Source organism: uncultured Bradyrhizobium sp. (assembly GCF_936928535.1).
Lineage (GTDB): Bacteria > Pseudomonadota > Alphaproteobacteria > Rhizobiales > Xanthobacteraceae > Bradyrhizobium.
In genome coordinates, this window is record NZ_CAKZHY010000094.1 from 144,425 (window position 1) to 158,286 (window position 13,862).

16 protein-coding genes are annotated in these 13,862 nt (G+C 63.3%); 9 read left to right on the forward strand and 7 right to left on the reverse strand.

Annotated elements, in window-relative coordinates; all coding sequences use genetic code 11:
* Positions 1-200: 200 nt before the first annotated feature.
* Positions 201-1,646: a short-chain fatty acyl-CoA regulator family protein gene (locus tag Q0687_RS17045; RefSeq protein WP_298878808.1), complete on the forward strand. Its 1,446-nt coding sequence runs from the start codon at positions 201-203 to the stop codon at positions 1,644-1,646.
* Between the two features lie 182 nt (positions 1,647-1,828).
* On the opposite strand, the gene Q0687_RS17050 is transcribed toward Q0687_RS17045, so the two are convergent.
* Entirely contained in the window at positions 1,829-2,122 is a 294-nt protein-coding gene (locus Q0687_RS17050) for an antibiotic biosynthesis monooxygenase (protein ID WP_074120044.1), read from the reverse strand.
* 226 nt (positions 2,123-2,348) lie between these two features.
* Between Q0687_RS17050 and Q0687_RS17055 the strand changes: the two genes are divergently transcribed.
* Both Q0687_RS17055 and Q0687_RS17060 read left to right on the forward strand, forming a co-directional pair.
* On the forward strand, positions 2,349-3,161 hold the full coding sequence (locus Q0687_RS17055) for a hypothetical protein (RefSeq protein WP_298878812.1): 813 nt from the start codon (positions 2,349-2,351) through the stop codon (positions 3,159-3,161).
* A gap of 176 nt (positions 3,162-3,337) precedes the next feature.
* Positions 3,338-3,691 carry a hypothetical protein gene (locus tag Q0687_RS17060; RefSeq protein WP_298878814.1) on the forward strand — a complete coding sequence of 118 codons (354 nt, stop codon included), beginning with the start codon at positions 3,338-3,340 and terminating at the stop codon, positions 3,689-3,691.
* Between the two features lie 113 nt (positions 3,692-3,804).
* Here the strand turns inward: Q0687_RS17060 and Q0687_RS17065 are convergent, their stop codons facing one another.
* Positions 3,805-4,446, reverse strand: a complete 642-nt coding sequence (locus Q0687_RS17065; protein WP_298878816.1) for a tetratricopeptide repeat protein — start codon at positions 4,444-4,446, stop codon at positions 3,805-3,807.
* Between the two features lie 124 nt (positions 4,447-4,570).
* Positions 4,571-5,530 (reverse strand): zinc metalloprotease HtpX, encoded by a 960-nt coding sequence (gene htpX / locus Q0687_RS17070; protein ID WP_298878818.1) that lies wholly within the window; start codon positions 5,528-5,530, stop codon positions 4,571-4,573.
* A 151-nt stretch (positions 5,531-5,681) separates the two neighbouring features.
* Here htpX and Q0687_RS17075 point away from each other — a divergent pair, with 151 nt between their 5' ends.
* From Q0687_RS17075 to Q0687_RS17095, 5 genes are all read left to right on the forward strand, one after another.
* Positions 5,682-5,912 (forward strand): hypothetical protein, encoded by a 231-nt coding sequence (locus Q0687_RS17075; protein WP_298878820.1) that lies wholly within the window; start codon positions 5,682-5,684, stop codon positions 5,910-5,912.
* A gap of 5 nt (positions 5,913-5,917) precedes the next feature.
* Entirely contained in the window at positions 5,918-6,145 is a 228-nt protein-coding gene (locus Q0687_RS17080; protein ID WP_298878822.1) for a hypothetical protein, read from the forward strand.
* A 28-nt stretch (positions 6,146-6,173) separates the two neighbouring features.
* Entirely contained in the window at positions 6,174-7,496 is a 1,323-nt protein-coding gene (locus Q0687_RS17085) for a lytic murein transglycosylase (protein WP_298878824.1), read from the forward strand.
* A 146-nt stretch (positions 7,497-7,642) separates the two neighbouring features.
* Positions 7,643-8,146, forward strand: coding sequence for a DUF1993 domain-containing protein (locus Q0687_RS17090; protein WP_298878826.1), 504 nt, complete (start codon positions 7,643-7,645; stop codon positions 8,144-8,146).
* A 182-nt stretch (positions 8,147-8,328) separates the two neighbouring features.
* A complete protein-coding gene (locus Q0687_RS17095; protein ID WP_298878828.1) occupies positions 8,329-9,429 on the forward strand; it encodes an alkene reductase in 1,101 nt (366 codons plus the stop codon).
* A gap of 85 nt (positions 9,430-9,514) precedes the next feature.
* Here the strand turns inward: Q0687_RS17095 and Q0687_RS17100 are convergent, their stop codons facing one another.
* Positions 9,515-9,892, reverse strand: a complete 378-nt coding sequence (locus tag Q0687_RS17100) for a DUF1330 domain-containing protein (protein WP_298878830.1) — start codon at positions 9,890-9,892, stop codon at positions 9,515-9,517.
* Between the two features lie 110 nt (positions 9,893-10,002).
* Here Q0687_RS17100 and Q0687_RS17105 point away from each other — a divergent pair, with 110 nt between their 5' ends.
* Positions 10,003-10,806 (forward strand): tetratricopeptide repeat protein, encoded by an 804-nt coding sequence (locus tag Q0687_RS17105; protein ID WP_298878831.1) that lies wholly within the window; start codon positions 10,003-10,005, stop codon positions 10,804-10,806.
* Here Q0687_RS17105 and Q0687_RS17110 read toward each other — a convergent pair.
* From Q0687_RS17110 to Q0687_RS17120, 3 genes are all read right to left on the reverse strand, one after another.
* Entirely contained in the window at positions 10,795-11,505 is a 711-nt protein-coding gene (locus Q0687_RS17110) for a hypothetical protein (RefSeq protein WP_298878832.1), read from the reverse strand. The genes Q0687_RS17105 and Q0687_RS17110 overlap by 12 nt on opposite strands.
* Before the next feature lie 168 nt (positions 11,506-11,673).
* On the reverse strand, positions 11,674-13,455 hold the full coding sequence (locus Q0687_RS17115; RefSeq protein ID WP_298878833.1) for an ABC transporter substrate-binding protein: 1,782 nt from the start codon (positions 13,453-13,455) through the stop codon (positions 11,674-11,676).
* A 75-nt stretch (positions 13,456-13,530) separates the two neighbouring features.
* Positions 13,531-13,860, reverse strand: coding sequence for a DUF2160 domain-containing protein (locus tag Q0687_RS17120; RefSeq protein ID WP_298878835.1), 330 nt, complete (start codon positions 13,858-13,860; stop codon positions 13,531-13,533).
* Between the last annotated feature and the right edge of the window lie 2 nt (positions 13,861-13,862).

Here is a 13,862-nt window from a genome sequence, read left to right on the forward strand (position 1 = left end):
AGGCCTCGTCATCGACATTTTTGACAATGCATTGCGAAATGCGTGTCCTGAGATAAACGCGAGAAAGATAAGTTCGTACAGAGGCCTTGTATTTGAATGGTGATGTCATGTAACATAAGAACATGTAATAGATGTTATTTTGTAAAGTTTGTAAATTATAGGTCAGAATGACTGACCTTGATGGCTCTGGAGATCTGAAAATGCCCGCTGAGTCCGGGAAAAAGCTGTTCGTCGGCCCCCGCTTCCGGCGGATCCGGCAGCAATTGGGGCTCTCGCAGACCCAGATCGCCGAGGGGCTCGGGATCTCGCCGAGCTATGTCAATTTGATCGAGCGGAACCAGCGTCCGGTGACGGCGCAGATCCTGCTGCGGCTGGCCGAGACCTACGACCTCGATCTGCGCGACCTCGCCACCGCCGACGAGGACCGGTTCTTCGCCGAGCTCAACGAGATCTTCTCCGATCCGTTGTTCCGCCAGATCGACGTTCCCAAGCAGGAGCTGCGCGATCTCGCCGAGCTCTGTCCCGGCGTCACCCATGCGCTGCAACGGCTCTATGCGGCCTATACCGAGGCCCGCCAGGGCGAGACGCTGGCGGCCGCACAAATGGCCGACCGCGACGTCGGCACGCGCTATGAGGCCAATCCGGTCGAGCGCGTGCGCGAGCTGATCGAGGCCAACCGCAACTACTTTCCGGAACTGGAGCAGGCCGCGGAGAATTTGCGCGACGAGCTGAACGTGCCGGCCGAAGGGCTCTATGCCGCGCTGGTGGAGCGCCTGCGCGAAAAACACTCGATCCAGACCCGCATCATGCCTGTCGATGTGATGCGCGAGACGCTGCGGCGCTTCGACCGCCACCGTCGGCAGCTCTTGATCTCGGAGCTGGTCGATCCGCCCGGCCGCGCCTTCCAGCTCGCCTTCCAGCTCGGCCTCGGGGAGTGCGCGCAGGCCCTGGAGACCATCATCGGCCGCGCCGGCCCGCTTGACGATGCGCCGCGCCGGCTGTTCCGCATCACGCTCGGCAATTACTTTGCGGCCGCGGTGATGATGCCTTATCCGGCGTTTTTGGCTGCGGCCGAAACGCTCAATTACGACATCCACGTGCTGGCGCAGCGCTTCAATTCCGGCTTCGAGCAGGTCTGCCACCGCCTCACCACGCTGCAACGGCCGAACGCGCGCGGTATTCCGTTCTTCCTCTTGCGGGTCGACAATGCCGGCAACGTCTCGAAGCGGTTTTCCTCCGGCACCTTCCCGTTCTCGAAATTCGGCGGCACGTGTCCCCTGTGGAACGTGCACTCGACCTTCGACACGCCGGATCGTCTGCTCAAGCAGGTGATCGAGCTCTCCGACGGCACGCGCTATTTCTCGATCGCGCAGATGGTGCGCCGCCCCGTCGCGCCGCACCCGCTGCCGCAGCCGCGCTTTGCCATCGGCCTCGGCTGCGAAATCCGCCACGCCGCGCGCCTGACCTACGCCGCCGGCATCGACCTGGAGAAGACGGAAGGCACGCCGATCGGCGTCAACTGCCGCCTCTGCGAACGCGAAAACTGCGCCCAGCGCGCCGAGCCGCCGATCACGCGCACGCTGATTCTGGATGAGACGACGCGGCGGGTGTCGAGTTTTGCGTTCTCGAATGCGCGGGAGTTGTGAGGAGGGCAGCCGAACGCCACACACTCCGCTGTCGTCCTGGACAAGCGAAGCGCAGATCCAGGACCCATCACCCCAGGATCGCGTTTGGCGAAGATTCGTAACTCCAATCTCGCGCCACAACTACTCCCTGGGCTAATGGGTCCTGGCTTTCGCCAGGACGACGCTGGGGAGAGAACTCGACCCTAGGCCAGCGTATGCACGATCACCGGCCCGGCGGCGGCGCTGGCGTGCCCTGCCAGCAATGATCCCAGATCCTTCTCGATCCAGGCGATCGCTCGCTTGTTCGCCTCCTCGGCCTGCTCGAATTTGTCGAAGATCGAGATCGCGGTCACCGTGTCGTCGCCGGCATAGACCACGTAATAGGCCCTGAAGCCGTCGACGTCGCTGATGATCGGAACGGCACCGTCCTTGATGCGGCGCGCCAGCTCCTCGGCGCTTCCGCTCTTCGCCTTGGCCTGACGGATGGCGGCATACATGGCATCCTCCCTTCCGGCTACTGATGCGGGCATGGTGCCCGGCAGGATGTTACGCCGAAGCAGGCGGCCGATCTACGGCTTGGTTAACCCGGCCCTAACCCTCTGCCGGGATCTGCAACCTTGGATTAAGCACGCCTCAACATCGGTGCCTTAGTCTCGCCCCACTCACTTTTCGCAAACAACGGCAGCCTATCCTGCCGCGTGAAGTGACATCAGGGGGTTCATCATGCGCATTGCGTTGCTGCTGACCGCGACCATTGTCGGCGCGCTGTTCGCCAATCCGTCCAACGCCGGCTCGCTCGACGCAGCATCAGCCGATGCCGCGAAATCGCTGCCGCCCGGCTTTCAGAGCTACCGCGGCTACATGTTCGACGTGTCGGAGGCGTCCGATCGCAAGGACCTCGACAAGCTCACGGACAATCTGAAGCAGCAGATCGACGTCGTCGAGGCCGCCGGCCTCTCGCCGCGAGTGATGCACTTCTTCCGCACCGTTCCGATTATCGCGAGCGAGCTGGCTTGCCTCGACGAAGGCGCGGCGACCGCGTGCTACGGCCGCGTCACGCCGGACATCCAGCGCACGACGCCCCGCACGCTGACGGTGTGGGACCATGACAAGCAGCGCTGGACCAATCCGAATGCCGTCGACCTCGCGGTCGATTCCGGGCTCGGCGTGATCATGATCCGGCCGGACATGATGCGTTACGAGAAGGAGGCCGTGCTGCTGCACGAAATGCTGCACGCCTATCACGCCCGGCTGCTGCCCGACGGCTACGCCAACAAGGGCGTGATCAGCTATTACGCCTATGCCAAGTCCAAGGATCTCCTGCCCAAGGAGGCCTACGCGATGAAGAATCAGATGGAATTCTTCGCCGTGACCGCGAGCATTTTCCTGGCGGGCAAGAGCGATTACCAGGATCCGAAAACCCGCGAGGCGCTCAAGGAGAAGATGCCGGACTATTACAAATATCTGGTCGGCGTGTTCGGCTTCGACCCCGATCCGGCAGCGGCCTCGAGTGGACCGGTCGCCTCGCTGAAGTGAGTTCGACCTGGCGCAGCTGGCGCCGACCTCATGCCAAAAGCCGCGCGGCATGCGCGGCTTTTTTGGTTTTGGCGGCCGGAAGCTGCGGATGACGCATCTGCGGCAATTGCCAAGGCGGGGGCTGATCTGCATAGTCCCGCCGCATCGACGGACTGTTTCGAAGAGGGATAGAAGACATGGCGGACGCCGACCTGGATGTCGTGATCCGGCAACTGGCCAGACAGCTGCAGACGGGCCTGATGACCCGTGCCAAGGAACGTCGGGATCGCTTCGGCGGCCTTGCGGCCAAGGCCAAGAGCAAGGAGACCGGCGCCCGCTTCAAGATGATGGCCAAGGCCACCATGGAACAGGCCAATGCTGCCGCAAGGCGCCTGCAGATGTCCGCAGACAACGTCGCCGACAGCTACGCCCGCGCGATGCGGCTTGCCGCCAGCACGCCGGTCGAGGTGAAGGCGGAAAAACCGGTGAAGGAAAAGCCGGTGAAGAAGGCTGCCAAGGCGAAAAAGGCCAAAGCCAAGAAAGCGAAATAGTCAACGTCTCGCCGCTGATGCCTTGGCCGATGGAAAGCATCGGCGTTCTTAAGAACGGCGGCCGAAAGGCCGCCTATGCCACGCTCCCGCAAGGGGGTAGAGGGAAAAAGAACTCACTGCCTCGGCGCCGACACCCCTGTCGGCCCGGCCTGGGTCAGCTCGGCGAGCTTGGCGCGCGCGGCGTCTTGGGTCCGGCTGTCCTTGCCGGCAGGCAGCGCAAGGGCGGCTTCGAAATCGGCGCGAGCTTCAATGGCCTGTCCGCGGGCAAGGAATGCGAGGCCACGGTCGAGGCGGGCTTGCGCATCGCTGGGATCGAGGCGGACCGCCGTGCTGTAGCTCAGGATCGCGCGGTCGAGATCCCCCTTGGCAATGAGTGCACGGCCGCGCTCGCGATAGGGCGCAGCCGGCTTTGGATCGAGTGCGATCGCCTCATCATAATCGGCGATCGCAAGGCCCGGCTCGCCGTTCTGCCGGTACGCCTGCGCACGATCGCGATAGAGCGTGGCGCGGTTGGGATTGAGGTGGATGGCCTCGTTGAAATCGGCGATGGCCCGGCCGCTGTCGCCGTGCCGTAGCGCGATGCGGCCACGCCCCTCATAGGCGAAGGCAATCAGGGAGCCACGCAACGGCGAGAAGCCGATCACGGCCGAACAGATATCGGGCTCGTCCTCGTCGCCACAATTCACGACCGTATGCGTGGACAGGCCGATGGCCACGCCCAGGACGATCAACAATGGCACGGTAACTCTGGTCATCTTCGACGGTGCCCGGCAGGCCGGCCACACATCCCCTTTCGAAGGAACACTCTCAGTTAGCTGTTAGCACCGGCCGAACCGGCGCTCTGTGCTCCAGGTCACAAAGCAAGGCAGAATCTCCGGATCAGCCCCAAGGACCACGCGCAGGACCACGCGAAGGGCCATGCGAGGACGAGCGGCCCCAAGGGCCCTGCGGCGGATAGTTCTCGTTGGCGCCCACCGAGGGCGCCGCCTGCGCGCCGCCGAGCTCGGCCGCGAGCTGCCGGAGCGCCGCGATGCGGTTCTGCGTCGAGGGATGGGTTGCGAAGAGATTGTCGACGCCATGGCCCGAGAGCGGGTTGATGATAAACATATGCGCGGTCGCAGGGTTTCGCTCGGCCTCGAGATTCGGCACCTGGTGCGCGGCGCTCTCGATCTTGAGCAGCGCCGAGGCCAGCCACATCGGCTGTCCTGCGATCCGCGCGCCGAGATTGTCGGCGGCATATTCGCGGGTGCGGCTGATGGCCATCTGCACCAGCATGGCCCCGAGCGGCGCGAGGATCATCATCAGGATCGAGCCGACGATGCCGGGACCATTGTTATCGCGGTTGCCGCCGAAGAACATGCCGAACTGCGCCAGCATGGAGATCGCGCCCGCGATGGTTGCGGTCAGGGTCATCAGCAGCGTGTCGTGATGCTTGATATGCGCAAGCTCATGCGCGATCACGCCGGCGAGTTCCTCGCGGCTCAGCTGGTTCATCAGGCCGACAGTGACGGCGACGGCGGCGTTCTCGGGATTGCGCCCCGTGGCGAACGCATTGGGCTGCGGCTCGTCGATCAGGAACACGCGCGGCATCGGCAAGCCCGCACGGCCGGCCAGCTCGGCGACGAGGCCGACCAGCTCCGGCGCGCTGCGACGGTCGACCTCATGGGCGCCGTACATCGAGAGCACCATGCGGTCGGAGTTCCAGTAGGTGAAGAGATTGGTCGCGGCGGCAATGACGAGCGCGATCATGGCGCCGCTCGCGCCGCCGATCAGATAGCCGACGCCCATGAACAGGGCGGTGAGGCCTGCGAGAAGTATTGCGGTGCGCAGATAGTTCATGGCCGTCTCCAGCGCCGGCGATGCCGCCGAAGGCACTACGCGCCAGCACCCATCAGGTAGGGACGCCCCCGGCCGAAGCGCAAGGTTTCAGGGTGCGTCGCGGAGCCGCGGCACTTGACCCGGCCAAGAACAGCCGGGCACCATTGCAGCCATGCAATTCGAGATTGTCGGCGACATCACCGAGGTCGAAACCTTCGCGAGTGGTTCAGGCATCCGCGAGATCGCCCGCCTGCGACGGATTTATGGACGTGGACGCTGGCGCAAGCGCAAGGGCATCGCCAAAGTGCGATTATCCAATGGCTCTATCCACCTCGCTGAGATACACTGGTATGAAGCCGCCGGGATCGGCCGCAAGGAATTCAAGATCAAGGGCCTGCTCTGACAATCATGACGAAGTCGCGAAGCAAGCAACTGGTGATCTGCGTGGACAATGAGGGCTACGAGGTATCCCTTGAGAAGCGCAAGATCTACGTGACGCTTCGGGATCCGGCGGCCGAGAGGCTCGACATGCTGCGGGTCGTCGACGAATCCGGTGAAGGCTATCTCTATCCGAAGGCCTTTTTCCGCGAGATCGCCCTCCCCCTCGCTGTGAAACGCGCCGTATTGGCGGCCTAGCAGTTCCCTGACAGCAACAGAGATATCGATGCCGACGAACTGCCTTGGTTCTCGCCTTGCGGTCGCAACAATCGCGACAGTTGCCCTCGCCGCGCTCGCCCTTCCCGCCTCCGCCCAGCTCGCGCCGCTGCCCGCAAGGCCCGCGGCGCCGAGGGTCATCGCGCCCTCGACGCGCGCCGCCTCGTGCCACAATGGGGCGAGCTTCGATCGCTTTCTCGCTGAGGTAAAACAGCAGGCGATCGCCGCAGGCGTGTCGCAGCGAACGATATCGGAGGCTTCGCCCTACCTCGTCTACGACCAGGGCATCGTCAACCGCGACCGCGGCCAGCGCGTATTCGGCCAGCTCTTCACCGAATTCGCCAGCCGCATGGCGGCGCCCTATCGCATGCAGAATGGCCAGCAGCACATCAAGCAACACGCATCGGCGTTTGCGCGCGCCCAGAAGGAATATGGCGTGCCGCCGGCGGTCATCGCGGCGTTCTGGGGTCTGGAGAGCGACTTCGGCGCCAACATGGGCAATCTGCCGACATTGAAATCGCTGGTGTCACTCGCCTATGACTGCCGACGCTCGGAGATGTTCGTGAACGAGACCATCGCCGCGCTGAAGATCATCGACCGCGGCGATCTCACGCCCGACGAGATGATCGGCTCCTGGGCCGGCGAGCTCGGCCAGACGCAATTCCTGCCGACGCATTACGTCAATTACGCTGTCGACTATGACGGCGACGGACGGCGCGACCTCTTGCGCAGCGGGGACGACGTGATCGGCTCGACCGCCAACTACATCGCCAATGGATTGAAGTGGCGGCGCGGCGAGCCGTGGCTGGAAGAGATCAAGGTGCCGCAAAACCTGCCATGGGATCAGACCGATCTCAGCGTGCAGTTGCCGCGCTCGAAATGGGCACAGTTCGGCGTCACCTATCCCGACGGCCGGCCGTTGCCGAACGACAATCTTCCGGCCTCCGTGCTGCTGCCGATGGGGCGCTTTGGGCCGGCCTTCATGGCCTACGCGAATTTCGCGGCCTATACCGAATGGAATAATTCGCTGATCTATTCGACCACCGCCGGCTATCTCGCCTCGCGCATCGCGGGCGCGGCGCCGATGCGCAAGCCTGCCGGACAGGTGGCGCAATTGCCGTTCAACGAGCTCAAGCAGTTGCAACAGCTTCTGGTCCAGGCCGGCTTCAATGTCGGCAAGGTCGACGGCGTGCTGGGTCAGCAGAGCCGCTCGGCCGTCAAGGCCATGCAGATCAAATACGGCCTGCCCGCCGATTCCTGGCCGACGGCCGAGCTTCTGGCCCGCATGCGCGGCGGCACGGCACAGGCGCAGCCGGGGGCGGTGGTGCGGTAGGCAATCTTGCTCAGGGTCATGCCCCGTGGCGCCACAGAATTTTCGCACCGCACAAGCCGTTTTCGCAATTGTATTATTCCATGAGGCTCCCATGTGAGTGGCTCAGGTTTTCCCTGAGATTTCCCACCATCTGAAGCGAGCATCACATGTCCTTCTACGACGCCGTCGTCCCCGCTTACTTGCACATGCTGAACAGCCTGACCGGCCTGCTCACCAAGGCTGAGGCGCATTGCTCGGCCAAAAAGATTGACCCGAGCGTGTTGCTCGGCTCCCGCCTCTTCCCGGACATGCTGCCGCTGTCGAAGCAGATCCAGCTCGTCAGCGACTTCGCGGCCAAGGGCTGCGCACGGCTCACGCATACCGACGTGCCGGCGATGCCGGATACCGAAACCAGCTTCGCGGAATTGAAGCAGCGTCTGGCAAAGACCATCGACCTCGTCAAATCGTTCAAGCCGGAACAGTTCGAGGGCGCCGACGCCAAGGACGTCACGTTCCCGGCCGGTCCCGACCGGACCATGACACTGAAGGGCCAGCAATTCTTCAGCTCGGTGTCGTTGCCGAACTTCTATTTCCATGCGGCCACCGCGCACGGCATCCTGCGCCATAACGGTGTCGAGATCGGTAAGCGCGATTTCCTTGGCGTGAACTGATCTTTGCACAATCGCACGGCTGCGGTAGCGAAATCACGCTGCCGCGGCCGGAATGGCGCATGAACTATGCTGCGCAGCCTCCGCCGCGCAGCATCCCTGCACTTTCCGTATGGCTCATCCCTTGCGCCTGATGTCGCGATGCACAAGTGTTTCCAGACCTCTTACCCCCTGGAAGCATTCCGATGAGCCGTCCGACCAAATTGTTTGAGACCTACAAGCTCGGCCCGATCACGCTGGCGAACCGCCTCGTGATGGCACCGCTGACGCGCAACCGCGCCGCGCCCGGTACCTTCGTCCCCTCCCCGCTCGCCGCCGAGTACTACGGCCAACGCGCTTCGGCAGGCCTCCTGATCACCGAAGCGAGCCAAGTCTCGCAGCAGGGCCAGGGTTACCAGGACACCCCCGGCATCTACAGCAAGGAGCAGGTCGCCGGCTGGCGCAAGGTCACCGAAAAGGTGCATGAGCGCGGCGGCAGGATCTTCATCCAGCTCTGGCATGTCGGCCGCATCTCGCATGTCGATCTCCAGGCAGGTGGCGTAGCCCCGGTGGCGCCGAGCGCGATCCGCGCCAAGGGTAAGACTTTCGTGAACGGCACCTTCGCCGATGTCTCCGAGCCCCGGGCGCTCGACCTGTCCGAAATTCCCGGGATTATTGACGACTTCAAGCGCGCCACGAAGAACGCGCTCGAGGCCGGCTTCGACGGTGTCGAGATCCATGGCGCCAACGGCTATCTGCTCGATCAGTTCGCCAAGGACGGCGCCAACAAGCGCACCGACGCTTACGGCGGCTCGATCGAGAACCGCGCCAGGCTGATGCTGGAAGTCTCTAGGGCCGTCGTCGCGGAAGCCGGCGCCGACCGCACCGGCATCCGCATCTCGCCGGTGACGCCGGCTAACGACATCGTGGATTCCAATCCGCAAGCGCTGTTCGACCACATCACCGACGGCCTCAACGCCTTGAAGCTCGTTTATCTCCATGTCGTCGAAGGCGCCACGGGCGGACCGCGCGATTTCGCGCCGTTCGATTATGGATCCTTGCGCAAGCGCTTCTCCGGCGCCTACATGGCCAACAACGGCTACGACTTCGATCTCGCCACCAAGGTGCTGGACGCTGACGCGGCCGATCTGATCGCTTTCGGCAAGCCGTTCATCTCCAACCCCGATCTGGTCGAGCGCCTGAAGAAGGGCGCAGCGCTGAACGATTGGGACAAGAACACGTTCTACGGTGGTGGCGCCAAGGGCTACACCGATTACCCGACACTGGCGGCCGAGCCGGCGGAATGAGGCCACATCGCTGCAAATGAAGATCCGGAGCGCTCATGCGCTCCGGGTTTTTTGGCGCATCCGACCTCGGCTTCGCTATTCCAATTCACTGGGGTAGTCCCTCGACTGCATAGTGTCTAAGCGTCGTCCCGATTCCCATGCGCTCCTTTTCCAGATCCTGGACCTGAGGGTCGGATCGCCAAGCCCTGATGCGTTCCATGCTGTCGAACGCGACGATGATGATGCGGTGAGGCGACTCTCCGCCGAAGGCGATCGTATTGCCACCTCGGGCTAGATATTTCCCGCCGTAGCGCCGGGCCGTATCGGGCAATTTGGATATGACAGCCTTGTCTGCATCAGGATTGGTGACCACCGCTTCGGCAACGAAATAGGCCGGCGGGGCCAGCTGCGCCGTAACGGTTTGTGTAATCGCCGAGCCGGCCACCGCGCCAATGAACAATGAAGCAAGTCGCACATCGATCATGTTTCGCTCCTCACCAATCACCTGTCGCCATCATTCTATCACAGGGCCGGCGGCGGGCTGGGAGCGCTCGCCATATTGCCGTGTTCCGGCAGCCTTGCTCTAATGCGGCGATGGACACGCAGACACTGGTTCGCCGCGCAACCGAAGCGGTCAATTCGGGCAAGCCGGATGAGGCGCAGCGTCTGTGCGAACAGGGCCTTGCCCGCGATCCCGGCGATCCGGTGCTGCACCATCTGCTGGCCGCCGTGTTGTTCTCCAGGGGCGTCGTCGCCCCGGCTCATGCCCATATCGACGTGAGTCTCGCCAAGCGGCCCAACAACGCGCCGGCCCGGCTGCTGGCCGCCCGTATCGCGCGAAGCGAAGGCCAATTCGACGTTGCGCTCGGACATCTCGATGCCGCGATCGCCGTCGGCCCGCAGCGCGAGATGTTCATCGAGAAGGCACGAACGCTCGATATGGCCGGACTGCGAGATCAGGCGCGCGGAGCCTGGCAGGCGATCCTCAAGGTCATCCCTGGTCATCAGGAAGCGACGGCGCGGCTTGGAAGGCTGGCGTGGGAGGATGGCGATGCCGCTACCGCCGCAAGCCTGCTCGCGCAGGCAGTCGCAGTGAGCGCACCGGCTTCGGTGTGGTTCGATCTCGGCGTTGCGCGACAGGACCTGCGCGATCACGCAGGCGCTGCCATCGCCTACCGCAAGGCGCTCGAACTCAAGCCGGATCATGCCGAGGCGGCACTCAATCTCGGCATCGCCTTGCAGGAGAGTGGAGACGTCGACGGCGCCATGCGTGGCTTTGCCCAGGCCTATCGCCTCCGTCCACAGCTGTTCGGCTCGATCGCAATGGCGCTGACGTCGGCCTCGCACGGCCGTCTATGGCTCGACGAGGACGCGCTGCGGCGCGCTCTAGCGCGTTAGCCGCCCGCGTTTGGCTCGGAACTGCTTGCGGTAGACATTAGGCGCAGCCAGCACGTCGGCGACGACCTTCGCGTAGGATTGTTGGTGCGCCTCGTCGAAGGGCTCGAACGCCAGCTCGGGGGCCTGTCGCGGAACGGCGAAGCATTGCGCAATCGGCGTCCCCTTTGCCAGGACACCCGAGAATTCGGGCTTGATCCAAACGGCCGGAAAATTGATGCCGCCGTCATGGAAGCGATCAGCGTCCACCAGGCCTGACACGAGGCGAAACGGCAGGTCATCCCGGTTGACGGGATGGGTCGCGAACAGCGACCAGCCGGGCTCGAGCTCGATGGTCCAGAAGCTGTTGAACTTGATGGCGGAACGTCCGTTCGCGAGAGGCGCAGCAGCAAACTGCGCGGCAGGATGGAAGCTCAGCGGCGCGCGCGGATGCCCCGCCGTCGACGGCTCGGGGATGTCCCAATCCCACGAAAACTCCCCGGACTCGATCCTGACGTCGCACGGCAGCGGAATCATGACGCCGTAGGCCATCGCATCGACGAAGGGCGGGCATTGCTTGACCGTGCGGATGTCTCGGCCATGGATATCCGAATGCGCCGTCGCAGGCATTGCCCGCAGCCAGTCAGGCAGGGCGCTGCGTGCGGGAAACGGCTGCACCAGATGACCGGTCAGCTTTGGATCACAACGGAAAATCATGCGCATGGCGAAGTCTCGCGTCTGGATCCGAACCGTTCAGGACCGGACCTCGGCCAATTCAGATCACCACCGCCGATAAGGCAATAGCCAATAAGACAAAAGGCCGGGATTGCTCCCGGCCTCCTGCTTTCGTGGACGGCCGGGACGCGCCCGGCCATCATGATGTCCTGCGAATTACTTCGCTTCGGCGCGCTTCGGCGGCGAGGCCGGCCACGACTTGATCAGCGTGTCGTAGTCGACGGTTTCGCCCTTCGGCTTCTCGTTCGCGAGCTTGCGCTGCGGAGCGATGTTGCCGTCCTTGGCCGACTTGGCGAACCAGTACTCGGCGGTCTCCTTCTTGTTCAGCTTCGGACCGCAGGCACCCTGCACGCCCGACTTCTCGAGACGCTCCATGACCGAGTCCTGAGCGGCTGCCAGCGCATCCATCGCCGCCTGCGGCGTCTTCGCACCGGACGACGCATCGCCGATGTTCTGCCACCAGAGCTGAGCGAGCTTCGGATAGTCAGGCACGTTGTTGCCGGTCGGGGTCCACTGCACGCGCGCGGGCGAGCGGTAGAACTCGATCAGACCGCCGAGCTTCGGCGCGCGTTCCGTGAACGACTTGTCCCAGATGTCGGATTCACGGATGAAGGTCAGACCGACATGGCTCTTCTTCAAGCTGACCGTCTTGGAGACGATGAACTGGAGATACAGCCACGCGGCCTTACGGCGATCGACCGGGGTCGACTTCAGCAAGGTCGCCGAACCCACGTCCTGGTAGCCGAGCTTCATGCCGTCCTTCCAGTACGAGCCGTGAGGCGACGGAGCCATACGCCACTTCGGCGTACCGTCCGCGTTCATCACGGGCAGACCGGGCTTCACCATGTCGGCGGTGAAGGCGGTGTACCAGAAGATCTGCTGGGCGATGTTACCCTGCGACGGAACCGGACCGGACTCCGAGAAGGTCATGCCCTGGGCCTGCGGCGGAGCATACTTCTTCATCCAGTCGAGGTACTTGACGATCGAATAGACCGCCGCCGGACCATTGACGTCGCCGCCGCGCTCGACGCTCGAGCCGACCGGACGGCAGCCTTCCATACGGATGCCCCATTCGTCGACCGGCAGACCGTTCGGAATGCCCTTGTCGCCGTTGCCGGCCATCGACAGCCAGGCGTCGGTGAAACGCCATCCGAGCGACGGATCCTTCTTGCCGTAGTCCATGTGACCATAGACACGGGTGCCGTTGATTTCCTTGATGTCGTTGGTGAAGAACTCGGCGATGTCTTCATACGCCGACCAGTTCACGGGAACGCCGAGATCGTAGCCATACTTGGCCTTGAACTTGGCCTTGTAGTCGGGGTTGGTGAACCAGTCGTACCGGAACCAGTAGAGGTTGGCGAACTGCTGGTCGGGCAACTGATAGAGATGACCGTTCGGCGCGGTCGTGAACGACTTGCCGATGAAGTCGTTGACGTCGAGCATCGGGTCCGTGACGTCCTTGCCGTCCTTCGCCATCCAGTCGGTCAGGTCGACCGCCTGGCCATAGCGGAAGTGCGTTCCGATGAAGTCGGAGTCGTTGATCCAGCCGTCGTAGACGTTCTTGCCGGACTGCATCTGGGTCTGGATCTTCTCGACGACGTCACCTTCCTGGATGATGTCGTGCTTGACCTTGATGCCGGTGATTTCCTCGAACGCCTTCGCCAGCGTACGGGATTCATATTCGTGCGTCGTCAGCGTTTCGGAGACGACGTTGATCTCCATGCCCTTGAAGGGTTCAGCGGCCTTGATGAACCACTGCATTTCCTTCAGCGCATCGTCCTTCGACAGGGTCGACGGCTGGAATTCGCTGTCGATCCACTTCTTGGCGGCGGCTTCGTCCGCGCGCGCCGGCGCGGCGATCGTCACCGAAGCCGCGATCAGCGCGATCGCGCTGGTCATGGTCAGAAGACTGTCCTTGGTCGTTCTCAAGTGTCGCATTAGTTTCCTCCGGTTGAAGCGACAAACTAAAATCCAGGCCCGGGTAGACCCCGGATCTGCTCTTTCTCGCATGTCTCAGACGGTGCGAAAGATCACCACGCCTGAAGCAAGCGAAATCACGGTTGCGAGCCACAGGCTCGTGATCTCATATCCTTCCTCGCCGATCGGAAGCGTTGCGATCGGATTGGTACCGACGAAGCCGATCCACACCAGGTGGATGACGGCGGCCACGATCAGCGAGACGAACAGGCGATCGCCACGCGTGGTCGGGATGCGCAGGATCCCGACGCGCTCGGCCTCGGGATAGGCGGCGGCGAGCCAAGTCATGACCGCCAGCGTGCAGGCCAGCGCCGCGAAGAAGATCGCGGTCGGCAATGTCCAGGCCATCCATGCGATGGAGTCCATGA